The sequence below is a fragment of the Streptomyces sp. BV286 genome, assembly GCF_019090165.1.
Classification (GTDB): Bacteria; Actinomycetota; Actinomycetes; order Streptomycetales; family Streptomycetaceae; genus Streptomyces.
On sequence record NZ_JAHRIB010000178.1, the window covers coordinates 130006 to 155132 of the forward strand.

Annotated in this window: 23 protein-coding genes; 9 read left to right on the forward strand and 14 right to left on the reverse strand. The window is 72.1% G+C overall.

The genetic code is table 11. The features are described 5' to 3' along the window. Window positions 1-10 precede the first annotated feature (10 nt). From KUF83_RS34435 to ssd, 5 genes are all read right to left on the reverse strand, one after another. Window positions 11-247 carry a DUF4244 domain-containing protein gene (locus tag KUF83_RS34435; RefSeq protein ID WP_217458954.1) on the reverse strand — a complete coding sequence of 79 codons (237 nt, stop codon included), beginning with the start codon at window positions 245-247 and terminating at the stop codon, window positions 11-13. Window positions 248-356: 109 nt separating this feature from the next. Further along, a complete protein-coding gene (locus KUF83_RS34440) occupies window positions 357-1205 on the reverse strand; it encodes a type II secretion system F family protein (protein WP_217458955.1) in 849 nt (282 codons plus the stop codon). Then, on the reverse strand, window positions 1202-2053 hold the full coding sequence (locus tag KUF83_RS34445) for a type II secretion system F family protein (protein WP_217459011.1): 852 nt from the start codon (window positions 2051-2053) through the stop codon (window positions 1202-1204). The genes KUF83_RS34440 and KUF83_RS34445 overlap by 4 nt, the downstream gene beginning before the upstream one ends. Before the next feature lie 20 nt (window positions 2054-2073). Further along, window positions 2074-3360 (reverse strand): TadA family conjugal transfer-associated ATPase, encoded by a 1287-nt coding sequence (locus KUF83_RS34450; protein WP_254644773.1) that lies wholly within the window; start codon window positions 3358-3360, stop codon window positions 2074-2076. Next, window positions 3357-4460: a septum site-determining protein Ssd gene (gene ssd / locus KUF83_RS34455; protein ID WP_217458956.1), complete on the reverse strand. Its 1104-nt coding sequence runs from the start codon at window positions 4458-4460 to the stop codon at window positions 3357-3359. The genes KUF83_RS34450 and ssd overlap by 4 nt, the downstream gene beginning before the upstream one ends. 573 nt (window positions 4461-5033) lie before the next feature. Between ssd and KUF83_RS34460 the strand changes: the two genes are divergently transcribed. Then, window positions 5034-5858 (forward strand): HAD family phosphatase, encoded by an 825-nt coding sequence (locus KUF83_RS34460; protein WP_217458957.1) that lies wholly within the window; start codon window positions 5034-5036, stop codon window positions 5856-5858. 396 nt (window positions 5859-6254) lie between these two features. On the opposite strand, the gene KUF83_RS34465 is transcribed toward KUF83_RS34460, so the two are convergent. Beyond that, window positions 6255-7103: an oxidoreductase gene (locus KUF83_RS34465; protein ID WP_217458958.1), complete on the reverse strand. Its 849-nt coding sequence runs from the start codon at window positions 7101-7103 to the stop codon at window positions 6255-6257. 325 nt (window positions 7104-7428) lie between these two features. Then, window positions 7429-8721, reverse strand: a complete 1293-nt coding sequence (locus KUF83_RS34470) for a hypothetical protein (protein ID WP_217458959.1) — start codon at window positions 8719-8721, stop codon at window positions 7429-7431. A gap of 269 nt (window positions 8722-8990) precedes the next feature. On the opposite strand from KUF83_RS34470, the gene KUF83_RS34475 reads away from it, so the two are divergent. The 6 genes from KUF83_RS34475 to KUF83_RS42225 all read left to right on the forward strand — a co-directional run bounded on the left by KUF83_RS34475 (window position 8991) and on the right by KUF83_RS42225 (window position 17103). Then, on the forward strand, window positions 8991-11351 hold the full coding sequence (locus tag KUF83_RS34475; protein WP_217458960.1) for a bifunctional SulP family inorganic anion transporter/carbonic anhydrase: 2361 nt from the start codon (window positions 8991-8993) through the stop codon (window positions 11349-11351). 129 nt (window positions 11352-11480) lie between these two features. Beyond that, window positions 11481-13496 (forward strand): acetate--CoA ligase, encoded by a 2016-nt coding sequence (acs, locus tag KUF83_RS34480; protein WP_217458961.1) that lies wholly within the window; start codon window positions 11481-11483, stop codon window positions 13494-13496. Between the two features lie 227 nt (window positions 13497-13723). Continuing rightward, window positions 13724-15154, forward strand: coding sequence for a Na+/H+ antiporter NhaA (gene nhaA / locus KUF83_RS34485; protein WP_308403271.1), 1431 nt, complete (start codon window positions 13724-13726; stop codon window positions 15152-15154). Between the two features lie 134 nt (window positions 15155-15288). Further along, on the forward strand, window positions 15289-15777 hold the full coding sequence (locus KUF83_RS34490; RefSeq protein WP_217458963.1) for a phage holin family protein: 489 nt from the start codon (window positions 15289-15291) through the stop codon (window positions 15775-15777). Continuing rightward, window positions 15774-16736 carry an alpha/beta fold hydrolase gene (locus tag KUF83_RS34495; RefSeq protein ID WP_217458964.1) on the forward strand — a complete coding sequence of 321 codons (963 nt, stop codon included), beginning with the start codon at window positions 15774-15776 and terminating at the stop codon, window positions 16734-16736. The genes KUF83_RS34490 and KUF83_RS34495 overlap by 4 nt, the downstream gene beginning before the upstream one ends. A 187-nt stretch (window positions 16737-16923) precedes the next feature. Next, complete coding sequence (locus tag KUF83_RS42225) at window positions 16924-17103, forward strand: hypothetical protein (RefSeq protein ID WP_254644774.1); 180 nt, start codon at window positions 16924-16926, stop codon at window positions 17101-17103. A gap of 104 nt (window positions 17104-17207) precedes the next feature. On the opposite strand, the gene KUF83_RS34500 is transcribed toward KUF83_RS42225, so the two are convergent. From KUF83_RS34500 to nth, 3 genes are all read right to left on the reverse strand, one after another. Then, window positions 17208-18407, reverse strand: coding sequence for a MarP family serine protease (locus KUF83_RS34500; RefSeq protein ID WP_217458965.1), 1200 nt, complete (start codon window positions 18405-18407; stop codon window positions 17208-17210). A 120-nt stretch (window positions 18408-18527) separates the two neighbouring features. Next, entirely contained in the window at window positions 18528-19232 is a 705-nt protein-coding gene (locus KUF83_RS34505; protein WP_217458966.1) for a CoA pyrophosphatase, read from the reverse strand. A gap of 52 nt (window positions 19233-19284) precedes the next feature. After that, a complete protein-coding gene (gene nth / locus KUF83_RS34510; protein WP_254644796.1) occupies window positions 19285-20574 on the reverse strand; it encodes an endonuclease III in 1290 nt (429 codons plus the stop codon). A 389-nt stretch (window positions 20575-20963) separates the two neighbouring features. Here nth and KUF83_RS34515 point away from each other — a divergent pair, with 389 nt between their 5' ends. Both KUF83_RS34515 and KUF83_RS34520 read left to right on the forward strand, forming a co-directional pair. Next, on the forward strand, window positions 20964-21638 hold the full coding sequence (locus KUF83_RS34515) for a Crp/Fnr family transcriptional regulator (RefSeq protein WP_016642758.1): 675 nt from the start codon (window positions 20964-20966) through the stop codon (window positions 21636-21638). A 115-nt stretch (window positions 21639-21753) separates the two neighbouring features. Further along, window positions 21754-22560: a nucleotidyltransferase domain-containing protein gene (locus tag KUF83_RS34520; RefSeq protein ID WP_217458967.1), complete on the forward strand. Its 807-nt coding sequence runs from the start codon at window positions 21754-21756 to the stop codon at window positions 22558-22560. A gap of 87 nt (window positions 22561-22647) precedes the next feature. Here the strand turns inward: KUF83_RS34520 and KUF83_RS34525 are convergent, their stop codons facing one another. From KUF83_RS34525 to KUF83_RS34540, 4 genes are all read right to left on the reverse strand, one after another. Continuing rightward, window positions 22648-23487: an MBL fold metallo-hydrolase gene (locus KUF83_RS34525; RefSeq protein WP_217458968.1), complete on the reverse strand. Its 840-nt coding sequence runs from the start codon at window positions 23485-23487 to the stop codon at window positions 22648-22650. After that, window positions 23484-24353 carry an NUDIX domain-containing protein gene (locus tag KUF83_RS34530; RefSeq protein WP_217458969.1) on the reverse strand — a complete coding sequence of 290 codons (870 nt, stop codon included), beginning with the start codon at window positions 24351-24353 and terminating at the stop codon, window positions 23484-23486. Before KUF83_RS34530 ends, KUF83_RS34525 begins: the two co-directional genes overlap by 4 nt. A 106-nt stretch (window positions 24354-24459) precedes the next feature. Beyond that, window positions 24460-24927, reverse strand: coding sequence for a RidA family protein (locus KUF83_RS34535; RefSeq protein ID WP_217458970.1), 468 nt, complete (start codon window positions 24925-24927; stop codon window positions 24460-24462). Beyond that, window positions 24924-25082: a DUF4177 domain-containing protein gene (locus tag KUF83_RS34540; RefSeq protein ID WP_217458971.1), complete on the reverse strand. Its 159-nt coding sequence runs from the start codon at window positions 25080-25082 to the stop codon at window positions 24924-24926. The genes KUF83_RS34535 and KUF83_RS34540 overlap by 4 nt, the downstream gene beginning before the upstream one ends. Window positions 25083-25127: the final 45 nt, after the last annotated feature.

Genomic DNA, 25127 nt, shown 5'->3' on the forward strand with positions numbered 1-25127 from the left:
CGCCCCTGCCTCAGAACTGCCCATTGAGCGCCCGCCCCACGATGTCCTGCAGAGCAGCGCGCACCTGACCGCTGGTCAGCACCTCGTAGAGCAGCGCGGCGAACCCCACCGCCGCGATCAGCCCCATCGCGTACTCGGATGTGACCATCCCGGCATCCCGCCGCACCATCCGCGCCCGCCCCACACAGGCCCTGCCCGCAAGGACCCACGCCCACGCCCGCACACGTACCCGCACTGCCTTGTCCATCCGAACTCCCCGTACAACTCTGTTCCGTTGACCTTCATCACTCGTCACTCGTCACTCGTCACTCGTCCATGGCTCGTCGTGCGGCCCTTTCAGACCTTTCAGCCGGTCGTCAGTCGCCTCCTCCCAGCACGCCGCCCGCGAGCCCGAGCACCACCGGCAGTACGCCGATCGCGATGAACGCGGGCAGGAAGCACAGCCCCACGGGGGCGGTGATCAGCACGCCCGCCCGTCGCGCCCTGGCCGTGGCGGCACGCCCGCGTTCCGTGCGGGCCTCGGAGGCGAGGCGCGCCACCGGTACCGCCGCCGGTACGCCCGACTCGCCGGCCCGCTCCAGCAGCCGGGCCAGTGGCCGGGCCCCGGGCAGCGCTGCCAGTCCTCGCCACGCCTCGCCCGGTTCGCCCCCGAGCCGCACCTCGGCGGCTCCCCTCGCCAGGCGCTCCCCCACGGGGCCCTCCAGCGCCTCGCCCACCGCCCGGGCGGCCAGGACGGGACTCGCGCCCGCAGCGATGCAGGCGGCCAGCAGATCTGCGGCGAGGGGCAGTTGCCGCTCGGCAGTCGCCGTGTCGAACTCCTTCACCGGTGCCGGTCTCCGCTGCCATCGCCACATGCCGAACCCGGCCGCAAGTCCGACCACGGCCCCGCTCGCGCCGCCGACGAACACCCAGCAGGCGCTCACGGCACCGACCACCGGCAGCCATCGCCGCACGGCGCCACGCATCCGTGAGCGCCTCCCAGTGGAGATCTGTCCCGAGAAGACCCGTCCCCCGGAGACGGGCCCCGCCGCCGATCCGGTCTCACCGGCCCACCGCGCCGACAGCGCCGACAGCGCCAGCAGCGCCTTCGACCGCCGGCGCGTCCGCCGCTCCCGCCGCGCGTGGCTCAAGGCCCTGGTCAGCGCCCACACCGCCGCCACCACGCACAGCGTCACCCCCAGCCTGTGGACGACTTCCGTACTCATCCCGCCTCCGCTCCCCGTACGATCCGCAGCGCCCACCACAGTCCGGCGCTCTCCAGAAGGCCGCCGACCAGCAGACAGCCGAGGCCCGCGCCGGTGTGCAGCACGACGTGCAGCGGGTCGGCGCCGAGCGCGGTGCCCAGCAGCAGCCCGAGCACCGGCAGCCCCGCGAGCAGCACCGCCGTCGACCGGGCACCCGCCAACTGGGCACGCAGGTCGGCACGCTGGTCACGCTCCGCGCGCAGTGCCCCCTCCAGCCGGTCGAGCCCGGCCGCGAGTCCGGCGCCGCGGTCCACGGCGACGCGCCAGCACGCGGCGAGGCCCAGCAGTCCCTCGGCCCCGGGCCGCCGGGCCGCGTCGGTGAGTGCGCCGGGCACGTCCCCGCCGAACCGGGCCGCCGCCAGCACCACCGCCTGCGCGTCCCCGAGCCCTCCGGAGTCCCGGGCGGCCCCCAGCAGGGCCTCACCCGGCTGCCGTCCCGCCCGGACCTCCCCGGCTAACGCCCCGCACAGCGCGATCACCGAGTCGGCCCGCCGCTCCCTCGCCCGCCGTGCCGCTCCGGCCCGGCGGGCTCGCCGTACCAGCGGAACTCCCAGTCCGCCCAGGACCACCGGCACGACGGACGTCCCCAGCAGGCCGACCAGCACTCCGGCGACCAGCGCCCACCACTCGCCGTGCGTCGCGTGCAGCCGTCGCAGTCGCTCCCCGGTCCGTGCCGCCCGCTGCCACGACGGAGGCCCGGCCCCCGCCTCTCCGCCACCCGCGCACAGCAGTTGAGCCCGTCGCGCCCCCGGCCCCGGACCGCCCATCAGCCAGGCCGCCGCTCCGGCACACGCCATCGCCGCGCCCATCGACACCTCGGCGATCCCCGTCACAGCCCCTCCCTCCGCCCGCCCACGTCATCGATGCCACCGAGCAGCTCCCGCAGCCGCTCCCACCCACGCCCGTACGAGAAGGCCCTGGCGCCCCACCGCAGCGCGGGCACCGTCACGACCAGTCCGGCCGGATCGCGCTCCAGGACGTGCACCTCGGCGATCCGCCGCCGTCCGGCCCGGTCGCGCACGAGATGGAGCACGACGGACAGCGCGGCCGCCACCTGGCTGTGCAGGGCGGCCCGGTCGAGCCCCGCGGCCGTGCCCAGCGCCTCCAGCCGGGCCGGCACTCCCGAGGCCGCGTTGGCGTGCACGGTCCCGCAGCCGCCTTCATGGCCCGTGTTCAACGCGGCCAGCAGCGCCACCACTTCAGGTCCACGCACCTCGCCGACGACCAGCCGGTCCGGCCGCATGCGCAGCGCCTGGCGCACCAGGTCCTGGAGCGTGACGAGCCCGGCGCCCTCCTGGTTGGGGGGTCTGGATTCGAGCCGTACGACGTGGGGATGGTCGGGGCGCAGCTCCGCCGAGTCCTCGGCGAGCACGATCCGCTCGCCCGGTCCGACGAGGCCGAGCAGGGCGCTGAGCAGCGTCGTCTTGCCGCTGCCCGTGCCGCCGCTGATCAGGAACGAGAGTCTCGCGTCGAGCAGGGCCCGCAGCAGCCGGTCCCCGCCGGGCGGTACCGTCCCCGCGGCCACCAGTTCGTCGAGCGTGAACGCCCTCGGCCGTACGACCCGCAGCGACAGGCAGGTCGAGCCGACGGCGACCGGTGGCAGCACCGCATGCAGTCGGGTGCCGTCGGGGAGCCTGGCGTCCACCCAGGGGTGGGCGTCGTCGAGCCGCCGCCCGGCCACGGTCGCGAGGCGCTGGGCGAGGCGTCGTACGGCCGCCGCGTCCGGAAAGGACACCGCGGTCAGTTCCAGGCCGCCGCCGCGGTCCACCCACACCCGGTCGGGCGCCGAGACCAGCACGTCGGTCACCGAGGGATCGTCGAGCAGCGGCTCCAGCGGCCCGCTCCCGATCAGCTCCGACCGCAGGCGCTCGGCCGCACCGAGGACTTCGGCGTCCCCGAGCACCCGCCCCTGCTCCCGCAGGGCCTGCGCCACGCGCGCGGGGGTCGGTTCGCCGCCGCTCTCGGCGAGCCACTGCCGGACCCCGTCCAGCAGTCCCGTGTCGGCGGACCCGCTCCCGCCCGACGGGCGGCCGGCGGGCGAACCGATGCCCGAGCGCACGCCCGGCGGCCCCGCCTGCACGGGCGCCGCGCCCCGCAGGCCCGTGCCCCCGCTCATACGCCCCCTCCGGCAACCGCGGCCCGCTCCCAGAACGCCGAGCAGAAGCGCGCGAGCGGCCCGCGGCCGTCCCCGCCGGGCGGGGCGCCCCGCTCCTGGGCCGCCGACAGCCCCGGTTCCCCGGGCACCTCACCCATGAGGGGCAGTCCGAGGAGCCGTGCGACTTCCCGGTCGTCCAGTCCTGGCGCGTACGGCCCGCGGACCGCGACGCGCAGGTCCCGCAGGACCATGCCGACCGCGGACGCCACCCGCCCGGCCGCCGCGACGGCGCGCAGCTCGGCGGGGACCACGAGCAGCCCCAGGTCGACCTGTGCGAGGGCCTCCGCGGCCCCTTCGTCGATCCGGCGCGGCAGATCCACGACGACCGCCCCGCCTCGCCTTCTGGCGGCGGCCAGAACCGCCCGGACGGCTTCGGGCGCGATGGTGACGGAGTCGCCACGGTCCCAACTGAGGACCCGCAGGGCGTGCAGTGAGGGCAGCGACTCCTCCAGGGCTCCGCCGCCGACCCGCCCGTGCGAGGCGGCGAAGGCCGGCCAGCGGAGTCCTTCGGCGGCTTCTCCACCGAGCAGTACGTCGAGTCCACCGCCCAGTGGATCCGCGTCGACGAGGAGGGTGCGCCTTCCCTGGCGCGCCGAGGTGACCGCCAGCGCGCAGGCGAGCGTGGACGATCCGGCGCCTCCGCGGCCGCCGATCACGCCGACGGTCAGGGCGGGCGGTCCGACTCCCTCGGCCACGTCGGCGATCCGGTCGACCAACCATTGTTCGCCATCCGGCAGCAGCAGCACATGGTCGGCGCCGATCTCCACGGCCCGTCGCCAGACCCCGGCGTCGTCCTGATCCCGCCCCACCAGAACCACGCCGCGTCTGCGCGCGGCGCCCCGCACCCGCCGTGCCGCGTCGTCGCCGACGAGCACCAGAGGTGCCGTGTCCCAGCCGCCGCCGCGCTCCGGCACACCGTGGTGGACTTCCGGCCGGGCGCCGGCCGCGGCGCACAGCCGCAGCAGGTCGTCCAGCAGATGCGCGTCCTCCGTGACGATCAACGGTCCGCCCTGCCGCCCCTCGGCGGCCGACGGCCGGTCGTGTGTGATGGCCCCCGTCATGCTCTCCAGCTCCCCTCGCTGCTTCCTCACGGAGCCCCTGCGGCCCCGCGATTCCCGCTCGTGCGCGAGAACCGGCAACCGGTCCTCCATATGAACCGCCGATACGAACCGGCCATAGCCGCCGGACAAACGGAACCGGCCATGAACTTCCGCGAGCGGTACGCGCTGGAATCACGGTGCAGCGATGCTGGAAATCGTGTGGATCTTGGTCGATAACTGTGGACAACTCGACGGTTGTGAATATCGCCTTCACCCAAACAGGTGACCGTTGTACGACTTCCTTAGCGCAGCGCGGCAACTACGCACAGTGACCAATCCTGTGCGGGCGCAGAGAAACGCCGGGCCCCGCAGTGCGGGGCCCGGCGTCCTGTGAAGCGGAAGGGAAAACCCATCCGGACATGCGACGACCCCCGCCGGGGGGGAGAGCGGGGGTCGTCCCCACGGTCTGACTCGGGGGGGGAGGAGCCGGACCGGGTTAGCACGGTCGCGAACGATCCGTGACTTCCATGGTGTACCCGAGAGGCCTCTCAGGCAAACCCACGCGCCCCACACTAGCCCGAATGGCGGGCGCATATGCTCAACCCCGTGGAAAACCACTCCTTGCCTCGTACAGCGGCCTTCTTTGACCTGGACAAGACGGTCATTGCGAAGTCGAGCACGCTCACCTTCAGCAAGTCGTTCTACCAAGGCGGCCTGATCAACCGCCGGGCGGTGTTGCGTACCGCATATGCCCAGTTCGTCTTCCTCGCGGGCGGCGCCGACCACGACCAGATGGAGCGGATGCGCGCGTACCTGTCCGCGCTGTGCCGCGGCTGGAACGTCCAGCAGGTGAAGGAGATCGTCGCCGAGACCCTTCACGACCTGATCGACCCGATCATCTACGACGAGGCCGCCTCCCTCATCGAGGAGCACCACATCGCGGGACGCGACGTCGTGATCGTCTCCACGTCCGGGGCGGAGGTCGTCGAGCCGATCGGTGAGCTATTGGGCGCGGACCGGGTGGTGGCGACCCGCATGGTCGTGGGCGCCGACGGCTGCTTCACCGGCGAGGTGGAGTACTACGCCTACGGCCCCACGAAGGCCGAGGCGATCAAGGAGCTGGCCGCGTCCGAGGGGTACGACCTCTCGCGCTGCTACGCGTACAGCGACTCGGCGACCGACGTCCCGATGCTCTCGGCGGTCGGCCATCCGCACGCCGTGAACCCGGACCGCACGCTGCGCCGCGAGGCCACCGCGCGCGGCTGGCCCATCCTCGACTTCCACCACCCGGTGCGGCTCAAGCAGCGGCTGTCCGTACCGCCGCGACCGGCGCTCGTGGCCGCGGCGGCGATAGGAGCGGCGGCGGCCACGGCGGGGCTGGTCTGGTACGCCAGCCGCCGTCGCGCGGCGGTGGGCTGAGGCGGTCCGGGCTCCCCTGCCGCCTCCCCCGTCCGCGCCGCCCCTCCTCGCCCGCCTCTCATGGCCGGGCGGCCGATTCACTCCCTTTGGGCATAAAAGTAAAGAAGTACAGGGAGGGGTTCCGCTTCCTCCGGTCCAGGAGTACAAAGGGGTTAACGGCCCGCGAGACCAAGGACATCCGAAAGGATCACCTTCAAACGCAAACCGAGGCCCCACGGACCGCGCATGAACACCGGGCACCCACGCGACGTCGACCCGTCGATTACGGGCCAGCCGCACCAGGTGACGGGCAACAGTTCCCGACCTGATGGGCAAAACTACGAGGACGCTTGGTACCCCAGTGAACATGCCAGCGGCGGTACGGAAATCCGTACCGCCGCAACCCTGTTCAGGGACCTATGCGGCGCCTCGCTGCAGCGCCTCGCACACCGCCGTCGACTCCCTGGCTCCGAGTTCGACCGCCTTGCCGCAGTGGGTGATCCAGGCCGCCATCCCCTCCGGGGTCCCGGAGGCGTAGCCGTCGAGAGCCGCCGCGTAGGCCGCTCGGCCGAGTTCCGCGTGACCGACCTCCGGCGGGCAGACCGACTTGGGATCGAGACCGCTGCCGATCAGGACGATCCGTTCGGCCGCGCGCGCGACGAGGCCGTTGTGCGAGCCGAAGGGACGCAGCGCGAGGAGTTCGCCGTGCACCACGGCGGCGGTCACCAGGGCGGGCGCCGAGCTTCCCGCGATGACCAGCCGCGCAAGACCGTCGAGGCGGCCCTCGACCTCCGCCGCGTCCGGCACCGGAAGCCCGATCAGCGGCGGCCCGGCGGCACCCGCCGTGGTCTCCGTGACCGGTTCCCCGTCCTGCCGCGGACGCCCGACCGTGTCCCCGTTGTCGGCGGCGGCCACCAGGTGCAGCCTCGCCAGTACCCGTAGGGGCGACTGCCGCCAGATGGACAGGAGTTCGCCCGACTCCGCGGTCAGCCTGAGGGCCGCGCCCACCACCCTGGCCTCGTCGTCGCCGCTGAAGTCGGTCCTCCGGCGCACCTCTTCGAGGGCCCAGTCGGCACCGGACAGCGCCGCCGATCCCCGGGAGCCCCGCAGTGCGGCCTCCCCGGTGATCTCGTTGCTGCGGCGCCGCATGATGCGGTGCCCGTAGACGCGGTCCACGGCCTTGCGCACGGACTCGACGGATTCCGCCACGCCCGGCAGCGAACCCAGCGCCGCGAGGGGGTCGGCGTTCGCACCTGTCGTACTCATGGGTACGACCCTACGCACACCCGGCCCCCACCCCACCGACGAGTGGTCTTCTTCACGTCCCGACAGCCCTCGGACGCGGGCACACCCATACGCCGGCATGAACATCACGGTCACCGGCCCGTTCACCGAGGCCGGTCTCGGAGTGGCCTGCCACCACTCCGAGACCGGCCTCCTCAAGTGCCAGGCCGGCGACGACCTGCTGCTGACGGCCAAACACTCGGACCGGGTGCGTGCTGCGGTCCCGGCCGGTCCCGGGCGGTTCCGGCCGGTCCCGGGCGGTTCCGGCCGGTCCCGGGCGGCTGCCAGCCCGGACGCCCGCCAGGCGCTACGGCCTGCCCGCCGGCGCGCCCGGCACGCCCTTCGGGGCCGGGGCGGGCCGGTCGGACAGGAACGACGCCCAGTCCTGCTCCGGAGCCTGGCCCACTTTGAGGGTGCGGAGCTTGTCGAGGGTCTCGGGGTCCTGTGCGTCGAGCCAGTCGGCGAGCTGCCGGAAGGAGACACAGCGCACCTCGCGCTCATTGCAGACGCGCTCGATGGTCTCCTCGACGGCGCGCATGTACGTGCCGCCGTTCCAGGACTCGAAGTGGTTGCCGATGATCAGGGGCGCGCGGTTGCCCTTGTAGGCGCGGGAGAAGCCCGCGAGCAGGCCGTCCCGCATCTGGTCGCCCCAGTACGCGTGTTTGGCGGGGTCGCCCTTGGACGTGGTGCCCGACTGGTTGACCATGAAGTTGTAGTCCATGGTCAGCGTCTCGAAGGCGCGGCCCGGGACCGGGACGAGCTGCAACGACAGGTCCCAGAGGCCCTCCTTCTTCTTGGGCCAGACCTGGTCGTTGACGCCGCTGGTGTCGTAGCGGAAGCCGAGCTCGCGGGCGGCGCTCATGAAGTTCTTCTGCCCCTCCAGGCAGGGCGTCCTGGCGCCGACGAGCTCCTTGTCGTAGTCGAAGGGCAGCGGGGAGGCGTCCATCGCGCCCGTGTTGGTCTTCCAGGACTTGACGAAGGCCTTGGCCTGGGCGATCTCGTCCTTCCACTCCTCGACCGACCATTCGCCCACTCCGCCCCCGCTGCCGCAGAAGTGGCCGTTGAAGTGCGTGCCGATCTCGTTGCCCTCGAGCCAGGCGCCGCGCAGCTGCTCCACGGTGTCCTTGATGCCCTGCTCGTCATTGAAACCGATGTCGGAGCGGCCGGGTGAGTGCTGCGGCGGCCGGTACAGGTCGCGCTTCGCCTCCGGAAGCATGTACACGCCGCTGAGGAAGTACGTCATCGTCGCCCGGTTGTCCTTGGCCACCTTGCGGAAGTGCGAGAACAGCCGCTGGCTGTCCTCGCCGGCCCCGTCCCAGGAGAAGACCACGAACTGCGGCGGTCGCTGACCGGGCTTCAGCCGCTCAGCCCGGGGCAGCCGCGGCTGCGCGCCGGTGTACGCGGTGGAGCCGTCGCCGATCAGGCGGACCGCGTTCTTGGGCGCGGGTGCGGGCGCACCCACGGCCTTCTTCGCGCCGTGCGCGCCTTCGTCCTGCGCGCCCTTCTTGGCACCGGTGCCGTCGAGCGCGCAGCCGGCGAGCGCCGCGGCGCAGACAGCGGCGAGGGTGACGCCCGTGGTGATCCTCTGAGTGGCGGCCATGTTCCGCCCACCTTCTTCCTTCGATCGGGACAAAACAGACAGCGACGCCAAGATCGCAAGAGTCCGGGAAGAGGGTGGTGCGACAAGCCGATCAAAATGATTAATCACTCTCCGGAATGAACTGTTGACCCATTTGCGCTACTTTTTCTGACACGTCCTTTACTCTCCATTACGATTCATTTACTGAGCGTTGATAAATCCCGCCGCTGTACGCCGTGACCCACGGCCGCGCCCCAAGCGACCGCGTAGCCCCGGAGGAGACGGGAACCATGCCTGCCTGCGTCCCCACCCGCACCGACGACTCTTCGCACACACCGGACGAGGGGCGGCCGCACAGCCCGCCCGGGCCCGGCCGCCGAGGCCCGCGCGTTCCCCGGATCCCCCGGATCGCTGCCGCCGACCTGTCCGCCTCGATCGCCGTCTTCCTGATCGCCCTGCCCCTGTCCCTGGGCATCGCCCTCGCCACCGGAGCACCACTGCAGGCGGGGCTCGTCGCCGCCGCCGCGGGCGGGCTCGTGGTCGGCCGGCTCGGCGGCGCCCCGCTCCAGGTCAGCGGACCCGCCGCGGGGCTCACCGTGGTCACCGCCGACCTCATCCAGAAGTACGGATGGCGCACGACCTGCGCCATCACCGTCCTCGCCGGACTGGCCCAACTCGGCCTCGGCCTCCTGCGGGTGGCCCGTTCCGCCCTGGCCGTCAGCCCCGCGATCGTGCACGGCATGCTGGCCGGCATCGGCATCACCATCGCCGTCGCCCAGTTGCACATCGTGCTGGGCGGATCACCGAGCAGCTCGGTCGTCGACAACGTGCGGGAGCTGCCCGCCCAGCTGGCCCACCCGCAGGTGGCGGCACTTTCGATGAGCGCCCTGACACTCGCCCTCCTGCTGGCGTGGTCCCGGATCCCCGGACGCGCGGGACGGGCCCTGCGTACCGTGCCGGCCGCGCTCGTCGCCGTCACGGCGGCCACCGGGACAGCCGTCCTCGCCGGGCTCACCCTGCCCAAGGTGGACCTGCCGTCCTGGCGGAGCCACGCCCTGGCCGGACTGCCCGAGGGCCCGGCGCTCGGGCTCGTCGCCGCCGTGCTCACCACCACGCTGGTGTGCAGCGTCCAGTCGCTCCTCGGCGCCGTCGCCGTGGACAAGCTCACGGCCAGGCTGCCCGCCCAGCAGGGGCGCTCGGACCTCGACCGCGAGCTGCTCGGACAGGGCGCCGCCAACATCGTCTCGGGGTCGCTCGGCGGGCTCCCCGTCGCGGGCGTGGCCGTACGAAGCTCGGCGAACGTCCAGGCCGGCGCCCTCAGCCGGAACTCCACGATGCTGCACGGCGTCTGGGTGGTGGTGGCCGCGCTGCTGATGGTCCCGCTCCTGGAGCTGATCCCCCTCGCCGCACTCGCCGCCCTGGTGATGGCCGTCGGCATCCAGATGGTGTCCCTGCACCACATCCGCACGGTCACCCGCCACCGCGAGGTGCTGGTGTACGCCGTCACCACGCTCGGCGTCGTCGTCCTCGGGGTGCTGGAAGGCGTCACGCTCGGGGTCGCCATGGCCGTCGGCGTCGCCCTGCACCGCCTCACGCGGACACGCATCACGCACGAGGTGGGCCCCGACGGCGTCCACCATGTGCGGGTGCGCGGGCAGTTGACGTTCCTCGCCGTACCCCGCCTCAGCCGGGCGCTTCACCTGGTGCCGCCGGGGGCCGAGGCCGTCGTCGAGCTGGACGGCTCCTTCATGGACCACGCGGCGTACGAGTCGCTGCACGACTGGCAGAGCGCGCACACCGCGCGGGGCGGCACCGTCGAGCTGACCGGGCGCACCGGAGCACGGCTCGCGGAACCGCACCTCAAGGACGGCCACGGGCAGACGTCGCACTGCCACTGCCGGCCCTGGACCCCCTGGCGCAACCACCACTGCGAGAACCCCGAGACACCACCGCCCGGCGGGCACCCCAGCGGGCATCAACTGGCCAGCGGGATCAGCACGTTCCAGCGCAACACCGCGCCCCTGGTGCGCGGCGAGCTGGCCCGGCTCGCCCGGGAGGGGCAGCGGCCCTCACAGCTCTTCCTGACCTGCGCCGACTCCCGGCTGGTGACCTCGATGATCACCTCCAGCGGGCCCGGCGACCTCTTCGTCGTACGCAATGTCGGCAATCTCGTGCCGCCGCCCGGTGTGGAGAGCGGTGACGACTCGGTGGCGGCCGCGATCGAGTACGCGGTGGAGGTGCTGCAGGTGCGGTCCATCACCGTGTGCGGGCACTCCGGATGCGGGGCGATGCAGGCACTGATGAACACCGAGCCGACAGGCGCCCGGACGCCGCTGAAGCGGTGGCTGCGGCACGGACTGCCGAGCGTGGAGCGGATGGCCGCGAAGGACCGGCCCTGGACACGCATCGCGGGACGGGCTCCCGCCGACGCCGTCGAGCAGCTCTGCCTCACCAACGTGGTGCAGCAACTGGAGCATCTGCGGGCGCACGAGGCCGTGACGCGGGCCCTGGAGGAGGGCGCGCTCGAACTGCACGGGATGTACTTCCACGTGGGCGAGGCCCAGGCGTACCTGCTCACGGAGGCCACGCCCCACGAGGGCGAGGTCTTCGACCGGGTCGCGGCGGCGGCCCTGCACGACACCCCGGCCTGAACCGCTCCCGTCCCGCGTCCGTGGAAACGAGTGGCCCCCGTGTCCGCGGGCGGGCCACACGCACACATGATCCCGGGACAGGTCTAAACCAATTCTCGGACGACCCTTGTCACCAGGGGCCCGCGTCTGATGAGCTGTGGCCTGGGACACAACGGTCGCCCACCGGCCCAGCACCGTAAGGGAGATGTCGTGAGCAACGAAAGCCTGGCCAACCTGCTCAAGGAAGAACGCAGGTTCGCGCCGCCCGCCGACCTGGCCGCGAACGCCAACGTCACGGCGGAGGCGTACGAGCAGGCCAAGGCTGACAGGCTCGGCTTCTGGGCCGAGCAGGCACGCCGGCTGACCTGGGCCACCGAGCCGACCGAGACCCTGGACTGGTCGAACCCGCCGTTCGCGAAGTGGTTCAAGGACGGCAAGCTCAACGTCGCGTACAACTGCGTGGACCGGCACGTCGAGGCCGGGCACGGCGACCGCGTCGCCATCCACTTCGAGGGCGAGCCGGGTGACAGCCGCACCCTCACCTACGCCGAGCTCAAGGAAGAGGTCTCCAGGGCCGCCAACGCCCTGACGGAACTGGGAGTCGGGAAGGGCGACCGGGTCGCCGTCTACCTGCCGATGATTCCCGAGGCCGTCATCTCGATGCTGGCCTGCGCCCGGATCGGCGCCGCGCACTCCGTGGTCTTCGGCGGCTTCTCCGCCGACGCCATCGCCACCCGCATCCAGGACGCCGACGCCAAGCTGGTCATCACCGCGGACGGCGGCTACCGGCGCGGCAAGCCGGCCGCACTCAAGCCGGCCGTGGACGAGGCGGTCTCCCGGGTCGACGGCGTGGACAAGGTGCTCGTCGTGCGCCGTACGGGCCAGGAGGTGGCCTGGACCGAGGGGCGTGACGTCTGGTGGCACGAGATCACGCAGAAGCAGTCCGCCGAGCACACGCCCGAGGCGTTCGACGCCGAGCACCCGCTGTTCATCCTCTACACCTCGGGGACGACGGGTAAGCCGAAGGGCATCCTGCACACCTCCGGCGGATACCTCACGCAGACCGCGTACACGCACCACTCGGTCTTCGACCTCAAGCCGGAGACCGACGTCTACTGGTGCACGGCCGACATCGGCTGGGTCACCGGGCACTCCTACATCACGTACGGACCGCTGGCGAACGGCGCGACCCAGGTGATGTACGAGGGCACGCCCGACACCCCGCACCAGGGGCGCTTCTGGGAGATCATCCAGAAGTACGGCGTGACGATCCTCTACACGGCCCCGACGGCCATTCGTACGTTCATGAAGTGGGGCGACGACATCCCCGCGAAGTTCGACCTGTCCTCGCTCAGGGTCCTCGGCTCCGTGGGTGAGCCGATCAACCCCGAGGCGTGGATCTGGTACCGCAAGCACATCGGCGGCGACCGCACCCCGATCGTGGACACCTGGTGGCAGACCGAGACCGGCTCGATGATGATCTCGCCGCTGCCGGGCGTCACCGAGACGAAGCCGGGGTCGGCGCAGCGGGCGCTGCCCGGTATCGCCGCGACCGTCGTCGACGACGAGGCGCGGGAAGTGCCCGACGGAGGCGGCGGCTACCTCGTCCTGACCGAGCCGTGGCCGTCGATGCTGCGCACCATCTGGGGTGACGACCAGCGGTTCATCGACACCTACTGGTCGCGCTTCGAGGGCAAGTACTTCGCCGGTGACGGCGCCAAGAAGGACGAGGACGGCGACATCTGGCTGCTCGGCCGGGTGGACGACGTGATGCTCGTGTCCGGGCACAACATCTCGACCACCGAGGTCGAGTCCGCGCTCGTCTCCCACCCCTCGGTCGCCGAGGCGGCGGTCGTGGGCGCGGCCGACGAGACGACCGGCCAGGCGATCGTCGCCTTCGTGATCCTGCGCGGCACCGCGTCGGAGACCGAGACCCTCGTGGGTGAGCTGCGGAACCACGTCGGGACGGTCCTCGGCCCCATCGCCAAGCCGAAGCGGATCCTTCCGGTGGCGGAGCTGCCCAAGACCCGTTCCGGCAAGATCATGCGCCGGCTGCTGCGTGACGTCGCCGAGAACCGCCAGCTCGGTGACGTCACCACGCTCACGGACTCGACGGTGATGGACCTCATCCAGACGAAGCTCCCGGCGGCGTCCAGCGAGGACTGACACACGGCACGGAGGGGCACCCGGCGCAGGACGCGCCGGGTGCCCCTTCCGCGTCTACCGTGAAGATCACCGGATCGACCCGGCCGTACCCTGGGTAGGCTCAGGAACGTCAACAACGCGACAGGAGAACCTCCCGAGGTCCCGGAGTTCTCCAAGAGCTGCATAGGTGCGCCGGGAAGTCTGGTCGGCATGTGCTCAGTCCTGCCCACCGACCGGAGGTCGACCTCGTGCCCGCGCCCGCCCCCTCCCCCGGCGAAGACCGCCGTACCGCCAGAAGCCGCAAGGCCCTCGGGCGGCTCTCGCTGCCCGAGCGGACCTTCATCACGGACGCGCTGCGCACCGAGACGGTCGGCGGCGTCCTCCTGCTCGCCGCCGCCGTCGCCGCGCTGATCTGGGCGAACTCCCCCGTCCGGGAGAGTTACGAGTCCGTCCGCGACCTCCATGTCGGACCTGCCGCGCTCGGCCTGAACCTCTCCGTCGAGCACTGGGCGGCCGACGGGCTCCTCGCGGTCTTCTTCTTCGTCGCCGGCGTCGAGCTCAAGCGCGAACTGGTCGCCGGTGACCTCAAGGACCCGCGGGCCGCCGCGCTCCCGGTCGTCGCCGCCCTCTGCGGGATGGCCGTGCCGGCGCTCGTCTACACCCTGGTCAACGTCACCGGCGGCGGCTCGCTCGCCGGCTGGGCCGTACCCACCGCGACCGACATCGCCTTCGCGCTGGCCGTCCTCGCCGTCCTCGGCACCTCGCTGCCGAGCGCCCTGCGCGCCTTCCTGCTCACACTCGCCGTCGTCGACGACCTCTTCGCGATCCTGATCATCGCCGTCTTCTTCACCGACGACCTGAACTTCCCGGCGCTGGGCGGCGCCACCGTCGGCCTCGCCGTCTTCTGGCTGCTGCTGCGCAAGGAGGTGCGCGGCTGGTACGTGTACGTGCCGCTCGCCCTGGTCATCTGGGGCCTGATGTACAACAGCGGCGTCCACGCCACCGTCGCCGGCGTCGCGATGGGCCTGATGCTGCGCTGCACCACCCGCAGGGACGAGGGCGAGGAGCACTCGCCCGGCGAGCACGTCGAACACCTCGTACGGCCCCTGTCGGCGGGCCTCGCCGTACCCCTGTTCGCGCTGTTCAGCGCCGGGGTCGCGGTGTCGGGCGGCGCGCTCGGCGACGTGTTCACCCATCCGGAGACCCTCGGCGTCGTCCTCGGGCTCGTCGTCGGCAAGACGGTCGGGATCTTCGGCGGTACGTGGCTGACGGCCCGCTTCACCAGGGCGTCGCTCTCCGACGACCTCGCCTGGCCGGACGTCTTCGCGGTGGCCTCGCTCGCGGGCATCGGCTTCACGGTGTCGCTGCTCATCGGGGAACTCGCCTTCGCGGACGACGCCGCGCTCACCGACGAGGTCAAGGCCGCCGTCCTGACGGGCTCCCTGATCGCGGCCGTCCTGTCGGGGGTCCTGCTGAAGCTGCGCAACGCCAAGTACCGCAGGCTGTGGGAGGACGAGGAGCGCGACGAGGATCTCTCCGGCATCCCCGACGTCTACGAACAGGACGACCCGGCCTACCACCTGCGCATGGCCGAGATCTACGAACGAAAAGCCGCTGAGCACCGAAGGCTTGCCGAAGTGACGGGCGGGGCAGGCGGGGAGCACGACGGTCCGGCATGATCTGACACGCACGGTCCGATACGTACGGGCGCAGAACCCGGCCCGGCACGTACGGTCCGACACGTACGCATGACGCCCACGGCGCCGAAGCGACGACGACAAGACAACGGCGACAAGACAACAGGGAGAACGCGATGAGCGCACCCGACGGCAGCCCGGTCGGCGCCGAACGCAGCATCGGCCAGCTGGTCGCCTCGGCGACGACCGAGATGTCCGCACTGGTGCACGACGAGATCGCGCTGGCGAAAGCGCAGCTCAAGCGGGACGTCAAGCGCGGGGCGGTCGGCGGTGGCGCCTTCTCGGCGGCCGGCGCGGTACTGATCTTCTCCCTGCCGATGCTGAGCTTCGCCCTGGCGTACGCCATCCGCACCTGGAGCGACTGGAACCTCGCCGTCTGCTTCCTGCTGTCGTTCGCGGCGAACGTCGTGGTCGCCGGGGTGCTCGTGCTGATCGGCGTGGTCTTCGCGAAGAAGGCCAAGAAGGGGAAGGGCCCGCAGAAGACCGCGGCCTCGGTCAAGGAATCGGCAGCCGTACTGCAGAACGTCAAGCCGCACCCCCGTCAGGTGACCGCGGCGGACCGGGTCGGTGACGGAGTCGAGGCTGTGGCACGCTCGTCCTCATGACGGGCTCCTCCCTCCCTGCGGGGCAATCACCCTCGGCGCAACCCACCTCGGTCGTACGGCTGGACGTGCCCGGCGGGCAGGTGACCCACCGGGACGTCGCCGCGAACGGCGCGCGCTTCCACATCGCCGAGATGGGCGACGGGCCCCTGGTCCTGCTGCTGCACGGCTTTCCGCAGTTCTGGTGGGCCTGGCGGCATCAGATGGTGGCCCTCGCCGACGCGGGCTTCCGCGCGGTCGCGATGGACCTGCGGGGCGTCGGCGGCAGCGACCGCACGCCACGCGGCTACGACCCCGCGAACCTCGCGCTGGACGTCACCGGGGTCGTACGGTCCCTCGGCGAGCCCGACGCGGCGCTCGTCGGCCACGACCTCGGCGGCTATCTGGCGTGGACGGCGGCCGTGATGCGCCCCAAGCTGGTGCGCCGGCTCGTGGTCTCCTCGATGCCGCATCCCCGGCGCTGGCGCTCGGCGATGCTCTCGGACATGAAACAGAGCGCGGCGGGCTCGTACGTCTGGGGCTTCCAGCGACCCTGGATCCCGGAGCGTCAACTCGTCGCCGACGAGGGCGCCCTGGTCGGCCGGCTCGTCCGGGACTGGTCGGGGCCGCGGCTGCCGGAGGACGACGCCGTGGAGACGTACCGGCGGGCCATGCTCATCCCCTCGACCGCGCACTGCTCGGTCGAGCCGTACCGGTGGATGGTCCGCTCGATGGCCCGTCCCGACGGCATCCAGTTCAACCGGCGCATGAAGCGGCCGGTGCGGGTGCCGACGCTGCACCTGCACGGATCGCTCGACCCGGTCATGCGCACGCGGAGCGCGGCCGGGTCCGGGGAGTACGTCGAAGCGCCGTACCGCTGGCGGCTGTTCGACGGGCTCGGGCACTTTCCGCACGAGGAGGACCCGGTGGCGTTCTCCACCGAACTGGTGAACTGGCTGAAGGACCCCGAGCCGGACCGCTGAGGCCGCCGCACCGCGGGCCCGGTGCCGCTGCACCGCAGGTCGGGGGACACCCGCGGCCGCCCGTCGTACCGTGCGTCCCACGGGCCTCAGGAACGCCTGTCCTACGAACGCCACTTGCCTCGCGCATAGGCCAATTGGGGGGCGTGGGGGCGGTTATGGACCTTGGGGCTGGGGCAGACGTCGGGGTATGGGCTGGACGCACGACTACAGTGACGCAGCACGCAACCGCCGCTCGGCCGGCGGGCTGAGCTCCCACCGGAGGGGCGCCCCGCAGTTGCAGGGCACGGATCCCCGGCTGGGAATCCCGCACATTCTGAGGCGCCGCGCCCGCTGGGTCTCGGCCCGCCTGCGCCATCCCCGCGACTGAGCCGCCCAGAGCCTCAGGACCTCACCGCGTGCACCTCGGGACCGGCTCCGGGCCGGTCCCGTCCGCCGGTGCCCGGCGGACGGCCAGAGCGCGCACTCGCACGGTCAGAGCGCGCAACTGTCGCTGTCCACCTGCTGGTTGGCGGTGCGGCCCTTGGCGATGTCCTCCCGGACCTCGTCCACGGTGAGCGCGTACCCCGTGTTGGCGTCGTCGAGGGACTTCGCGAACACCACGCCGTACACCTTGCCGTCCGGCGTGAGCAGCGGGCCGCCCGAGTTGCCCTGGCGCACGGTCGCGAACAGCGAGTACACCTTCCGCTCCACGGTGCCCCGGTGGTAGATGTCCGGGCCGTTCGCGGTGATGGGGCCGCGGACCCGCGCCGCGTTGATCGTGTACGAGCCGTTCTCCGGGAAGCCCGCGACGATCGCGCCGTCCCCCCTCGACGCCTCCCGGGTGGCGAACTGCAGGACGGGCGCGTCCAGCTCGGGCACGTCCAGCACGGCGATGTCACGCTCCCAGTCGTAGAGCACGACCTTGGACGCGTACCGCTTGCCCTCTCCGCCTATCTGGACGTACGGCTCGTCCACGCCGCCCACCACATGGGCGTTGGTCATCACGCGGCGCTTGTCGAAGACGAAACCGGTGCCTTCGAGGACCTTGCCGCAGCTCTGGGCGGTGCCGGTGACCTTGACGATGGAGCGCTGGGCGCGGGCGGCCACCGGACTCGTCGCGAGGGCCGGGTCGGGCGGGTCCACCGCGTCGATCTGCTCGTCCGAGAAGGGGCTGAAGACCTGCGGGAAGCCGTTCTGGGCGAGGACCGAGGAGAAGTCCGCGAACCAGGTGTCGGCCTGGGCGGGCAGGGCCCTGTCCACGCCGAGCATCACCTTGGAGCCGCGGACCTCCTTGCCGAGGGTCGGCAGCGTCGTGCCGGCCAGGGCCGAGCAGATCAGCCAGGCGACGAGGAGCATCGCCACGACGTTGACGAGGGCGCCGCCCGTGGCGTCCAGGGCGCGGGCCGGGGACCAGGTGATGTACCGCCGCAGTTTGTTGCCGAGGTGGGTGGTGAGGGCCTGGCCGATCGAGGCACAGACGATCACCACGACCACGGCGACGACGGCGGCGGTCGTGCCCACCTGCGCGTCGTCCGTCACCGCTCCCCAGACGACGGGCAGGAGGTAGACGGCGACGAGGCCACCACCCAGGAAACCGATCACCGACAGGATGCCGACGACGAAACCCTGGCGATAGCCCACGATCGCGAACCACACGGCGGCGACCAGCAACAGGATGTCCAGCACGTTCACTGCTTCGAGCCTCGCCTCATCACTTTGCGGTTGCCGCGTCCTGGCCTGGGGGCCGGCCCGCCGCGCAGCGGCAGAGGGGCGAAAGGCCTCCCGGGAGGACACAGCACGGGTGCCACCCTGTCATGCGCGCCAGTCGAGCGGGACCTGCTTGTCGCGGTCCCACGGTCGCTCCCAGTTCGCGTAGTGCAGCAGGCGGTCGATGATTCCGGCCGTGAAGCCCCAGACCAGGGCTGATTCGACCAGGAATGCCGGACCTCGGTGGCCGCTGGGGTGGACCGCCGTCGCGCGGTTGGCCGGGTCCGTGAGATCCGCCACGGGCACGGTGAAGACCCTCGCGGTCTCGTTCGGATCGACCACACCGACCGGTGTCGGCTCGCGCCACCAGCCGAGGACCGGGGCGACCACGAAGCCGCTCACCGGGATGTAGAGCGTCGGGAGCACGCCGAAGAGCTGGACGCCCCGGGGGTCGAGCCCGGTCTCCTCCTCGGCCTCGCGCAGAGCGGCCCGCAGCGGACCGTCGGTCTTCGGGTCGCCGTCCTCGGGGTCGAGGGCGCCGCCCGGGAAGGACGGCTGACCGGCGTGCGACCTGAGGGAGCTGGCGCGCTCCATGAGCAGCAGCTCGGGGCCGCGGTCGCCCTCGCCGAACAGGATCAGTACGGCCGACTGGCGTCCCGCCCCGTCCTCCGGGGGCAGGAAGCGGCTCAGCTGGCGCGGCTGGACCGTCTCGACGGCGCGCACCACCGGGTCCAGCCAGCCGGGCAGCCCGGCCCTGGTCAGGGCCAGATCGCCGTCCTGCATGTCGTGCGTGTGGCTCGCGCGCGTCATCGCCACCCCCGTTCTGCTGATCTCAACGCCCGCGGGTCCGCAGATCGTTCCGTCATCCGGTGCCCCGCGCGGGTGAACCCGACACGGGTGAACCCGACACGGGTGAACCGGCCCCGGGTGCCCCGAGCGGCGGTGCGGGGATGCCGCCCGCGTCCAGGTACGCCTGCGGAGGGTTGAGGCGCTGGCCCGGGAAGCCGCCCTTCTCGTACTTCAGGAGCTTCTTCGCCTTCTCCGGGTCCGTCTCGCCCTCGCCGTACGCCGGGCAGAGCGGGGCGATCGGGCAGGCGCCGCAGGCGGGTTTGCGGGCGTGGCAGATACGGCGGCCGTGGAAGATCACGTGGTGCGACAGCATGGTCCACCCGGTCTTCGGGAAGAGCTCGCCGACGGCCGCCTCGATCTTGTCCGGCTCCTTGGCGTCGGTCCACTGCCAGCGCCGTACGAGCCGCTGGAAGTGGGTGTCCACGGTGATGCCGGGGCGGCCGAAGGCGTTCCCGAGGACCACGAAGGCGGTCTTGCGGCCGACACCGGGCAGTTTGACCAGGTCTTCGAGGCGGCCCGGGACCTCGCCGCCGAAGTCGTCCCGCAGGGCCTTGGAGAGGCCCATCACCGACTTGGTCTTGGCCCGGAAGAACCCGGTCGGCCGGAGGATCTCCTCGACCTCCTCCGGGTCGGCCGCCGCCAGGTCCTCGGGCGTGGGGTACTTCGCGAAGAGCGCCGGCGTCGTCTGGTTCACCCTCAAGTCGGTCGTCTGCGCCGACAGGACGGTGGCGACCACCAGCTGGAAGGGGTTCTCGAAGTCCAGCTCCGGGTGGGCGTACGGGTACACCTCGGCGAGTTCACGGTCGATACGCCGGGCCCGCCGGACGAGAGCCGTGTGCGACTCACCGCGGGGAGGCTTGGCGGGGGTGATGCGGGCGGGGCTCACTTCGGCGGGCACGGCTTTCTTCACGGAGGCGGATTTCTTGGCGGGGGCCGACTTCTTGGCGGGGGCCGATTTTTTGGTCGGCGCCGACTTCTTGGCCGGCGTGAGCTTCTTGGCGGACGCGGCCTTCTTGGCGGCGGTCCCGGATGCGGCCTTCGCGGCGGACACCTTCGCAGCCGCGCTCCTCGTCGCGGTCGTCTTGGACACCGCGGCCTTCCTGGCCGGCGTGAGCTTCTCGGTTGGCTCGGCCTTCTTGGCGGACGCGGCCCTCTTGGCGGCCGTCCCGGATGCCGCAGTCTTCTCGGCGGGCGCCTTGGACGGTGCTCTCTTCCCGGTGCCGCTCCCGGCGCTGCTCTTGGCGGTCCTCTTCGCGGCGGCGGCCTTCTTGGCGACGGCAGCCTTCCTCGCCGCCGCGGCCATCTCCGAGGCCGCCGCCCCGACCGCCTTCCCCGCGGCCCCCGCCGCACTCCTCGCCGGCTTCGCCGCTGCCGCTTTTGTCGTTTTCTTCGTTCCGTCGGAGCCCTGTTCGCCCACAGCGGAATTGCGACGTACAGCCACCCGTCCAGCCCCCTTGGCCTGTGCTCTCACCGGCGATTTGGACACCCGGCCAGCCTAAAGCCCACCGCCGACATTGACCCCGGCCCCAGAAGATCGGCCCCCAATTGGCCCCCTGCCGCACTGCCGGACACGCCCGTGCGGCAGACTTGTGACTGATCACACTGTTTGGACCGTCCGGCAAGATGGGGAACACGGTCCCCTGGTACACCGGGGAGCAAGATCCCCTGAGCAGGTCGACAAGGAGAGAACTCGTGGACGACGTTCTGCGGCGCGCCCCGCTCTTCGCGGCGCTCGATGACGAGCAGGCCGCGGAGCTCCGCGCCTCCATGAGTGAGGTGACCCTCGCGCGTGGTGACGCCCTCTTCCATGAGGGTGACCCGGGTGACCGGCTGTATGTGGTCACCGAGGGCAAGGTGAAGCTCCACCGCACATCCCCCGACGGACGCGAGAACATGCTGGCGGTCCTCGGCCCCGGCGAGCTCATCGGCGAGCTGTCGCTGTTCGACCCGGGCCCGCGCACGGCGACCGCCAGCGCGCTGACCGAGGTGAAGCTGCTCGGCCTCGGCCACGGCGACCTCCAGCCCTGGCTGAACGCGCGGCCCGAGGTGGCCGCCGCCCTGCTGCGTGCCGTCGCCCGGCGACTGCGCAAGACCAACGACCAGATGTCCGACCTGGTCTTCTCCGACGTGCCGGGCCGGGTGGCCCGCGCGCTCCTGGACCTCTCGCGCCGCTTCGGCGTGCAGTCCGAGGAGGGCATCCACGTCGTGCACGACCTGACCCAGGAAGAGCTGGCCCAGCTGGTCGGCGCCTCCCGGGAGACGGTCAACAAGGCGCTCGCCGACTTCGCGGGCCGCGGCTGGCTCCGCCTGGAGGCCCGCGCGGTGATCCTGCTGGACGTGGAGCGCCTCGCGAAGCGCTCGCGCTAGCCGTCCTCACGACTTCTTACTGAAGGGCCCTGCCGCACGGTGGGGCCCTTCGTCGTCGTCCCGTGCCGCCGGAAAACGGCATGACCCCGCGGCCCCGCCCGGGCACAGTGGCCCCATGTCGAACAGAGGGCTCGACGCCCTGGGGTACATCGAACGCGAGGGGTCCGCGGTGCGGATCCCGCCGGCGTTCCGGCCCGTCGTGGCCACGGCCCGCGACCGGGTGCTGGACGTCTTCGGGGCACGGCTGCACAGCGCGTACCTGTACGGGTCGATTCCGCGCGGCACCGCGCGCGTGGGCCGTTCCGACCTCGATCTGCTGCTCGCCCTGCGGGAGGAGCCCACGGACGCGGACCACGCGGAGGCCCGGGCGGTCGACGAGGCGCTCGACAAGGAGTTCGCGCAGATCGACGGGGCGGGGACGCTGTTGGTCAGCCGGTCGCAGGTGTTGAGCGACTTGGAGAGGCACGACCTCGGCTGGTTCGTCGCCTGCCTCTGTACGCCGCTGCTGGGCGAGGACCTCGCCGAGGAACTGCCGCGCTACCGGCCCGACGCCCTCCTCGCCCGCGAGACGAACGGCGACCTCGCGCTGCTCCTGCCGCGCTGGCGCGAGCGGATCGCCGGGGCGGGCGGTTCGGAGGCGGATCTGAGGCCCCTGGTTCGCTTCATGTCACGCCACCTCGTCCGGACGGGCTTCACCCTCGTCATGCCCCGCTGGAACGGCTGGACGAGCGATCTGACGGAGATGGCCGAGGCGTTCGGCGCGTACTACCCGGAGCGGGCCGCGCACCTACGGGCGGCGGCCGTCCTCGGGTACGAACCGAAGGGCGACCCCGCCGTCCTGCGGTCGTACGTCGACGATCTGGGGCCGTGGCTGGCCGAGGAGTACGCGCGCGTGCACGGCGTCAAGAAACCACGCCCCTAGGGAGGGCGGAGGGCGCTCCGGAAGAAGCCCTCACCAGTTCCCGCAGAGGTCTCCTGCGCGTCCTGGGAAGAGGCGGCCTCCGGTTTCTCACACCTCGCCGATGAGCCCGTGTTCCCGGAGGTAGTCCAGCTGCGCCCGTACGGACAGTTCCGCCGCCGGCCACAACGAGCGGTCGACGTCCGCGTAGACGTGTGCGACGACCTGGGACGGGTCCGTGTAGCCGTCCTCGACGGCCGTCTCGACCTGGGCAAGGCGGTGGGCACGGTGGGCGAGGTAGAACTCGACGACTCCCTGGGCGTCCTCCAGGACGGGCCCGTGGCCCGGCAGGACCGTGTGCACGCCGTCGTCGACCGCGAGGGACCTGAGCCGCCGCAGCGAGTCCAGGTAGTCGCCCAGCCGTCCGTCGGGGTGGGCGACGACCGTGGTGCCCCGGCCCAGGATCGTGTCGCCGGTCAGGACGGCCCGGTCGGCGGGCAGATGGAAGCACAGCGAGTCGGCGGTGTGGCCGGGCGTCGGTACGACCCGCAGTTCGAGGCCGCCCGTGGTGATCACGTTTCCGGCGGCCAGGCCCTCGTCGCCGAGCCGCAGCGCCGGGTCGAGGGCCCGCACCTTCGTGCCGGTCAGTTCCGCGAACCGGGCGGCGCCCTCGGCGTGGTCAGGATGCCCGTGCGTCAGCAGGGTCAGGGCCACCCGCCTGCCCGCCTTCTCGGCGGTGGCGACGACGTTGCGCAGGTGTACGTCGTCCAGGGGCCCCGGGTCGATCACCACCGCGAGTTCGGAGTCGGGCTCGGCCACGATCCAGGTGTTCGTGCCGTCCAGGGTCATCGCCGACGCGTTGGGCGCGAGGACGTTGACGGCACGCGGGGTGGCGGGGCCGGAGAGCACCCCGCCGCGTGGCTGGCCGGGGAGTGCTGCGGCGTCGGTCATGCGGGGGCTCCACCGGTCGGGATGTGCTTGGTGAACTCGTCGTGGCCCGGCCAGCTGAGGACCAGCTCGCCGTCCTCCAGCCGGGCCCGGGCCAGGACGGGTGTCAGGTCCCGCCCGGGTGCTGCCGCGAGGGCCTCGGCGGCGCTCGCGTACGCGCCGAGCTGGCGCAGGGTCGCGATGGTGGGCGGCATCATCAGGAGGTCGCCCTTGTCGTAGCCGTCCATCGCGTCCGCCGGGCGGATCCAGACGGTGCGGTCGGCCTCCGTGGAGGCGTTCCGGGTGCGCTGGCCCTTCGGGAGGGCGGCCACGAAGAACCAGGTGTCGTAGCGGCGGGGTTCGAACTCCGGGGTGATCCAGCGCGTCCAGGCGCCGAGGAGATCGGAGCGCAGGACCAGTCCCCGTCGGTCGAGGAACTCCGCGAAGGAGAGGTCACGGGCGACCAGGGCCGCACGGTCGGCCTCCCAGTCGTCCCCTGTGGTGTCGCCGACCACCGTGTCGGGCGCCGGGCCGGCGAGCAGGACGCCCGCCTCCTCGTACGTCTCACGGACCGCCGCGCAGACGATCGCCTGGGCGGAGGTCTCGTCGACGCCCAGCCGGGACGCCCACCACGCGCGCGTGGGGCCCGCCCAGCGGACGTGGAGGTCGTCGTCCCGGGGGTCGACGCCGCCGCCGGGATACGCGTACGCGCCCCCGGCGAAGGCCATGGAGGCGCGTCTGCGCAGCATGTGCACGACGGGGGCGGTATCGGTGTCCTTGAGGAGCATGACGGTGGCCGCCCGCCGGGGAGTGACCGGTGTGAGCGTGCCCTCCGCGAGTGCGCGGATCCTCTCGGGCCACTCCGGGGGGTACCACTGACCGTTCGCCATGGGCGGAGGCTATCCCGGAGTGAGCTGATGTTCGAGAGGCAACAACCGGTCCCCAGGAGAGCCGCACCGGTGCGGCGGCTCCCCGTAGCGGCAGGCGGGAGCGTGCCTACGCGTGTGTGAGCTCCACCTGGATCTCGACCTCCACGGGCGCGTCGAGCGGCAGTACCGCCACGCCGACCGCGCTGCGCGCGTGCACGCCCTTGTCGCCGAGGACCTCGCCCAGCAGTTCGCTCGCCCCGTTCAGGACGGCGGGCTGGCCGGTGAAGTCGGAGGCCGAGGCGACGAAGCCGACGACCTTCACCACGCGCGCGATGCGGTCGAGGTCGCCCGCGACCGACTTGACGGCCGCGAGGGCGTTCAGCGCGCAGATGCGGGCCAGTTCCCTGGCCTCCTCCGGCGTGACCTCCGCGCCCACCTTGCCGGTGACGGGAAGCTTGCCGTCCACCATCGGGAGCTGGCCGGCCGTGTAGACGTACACGCCCGACTGCACCGCGGGCTGGTACGCGGCCAGCGGCGGGACGACGCCCGGCAGGGTCAGTCCCAGTTCGGCCAGTTTCGCCTCGACAGCGCTCACGCCGCCCTCTCCCGCTTCAGGTAGGCGACGAGCTGCTCGGGGTTCGGCCCGGGCACGACCTGGACGAGCTCCCAGCCGTCCTCGCCCCAGGTGTCGAGGATCTGCTTCGTGGCGTGGACGAGCAGCGGCACAGTCGAGTATTCCCACTTGGTCATGAGGGCGACTGTATCGGCTGGCGCGCCATGCCCTCCGCCCAGCCC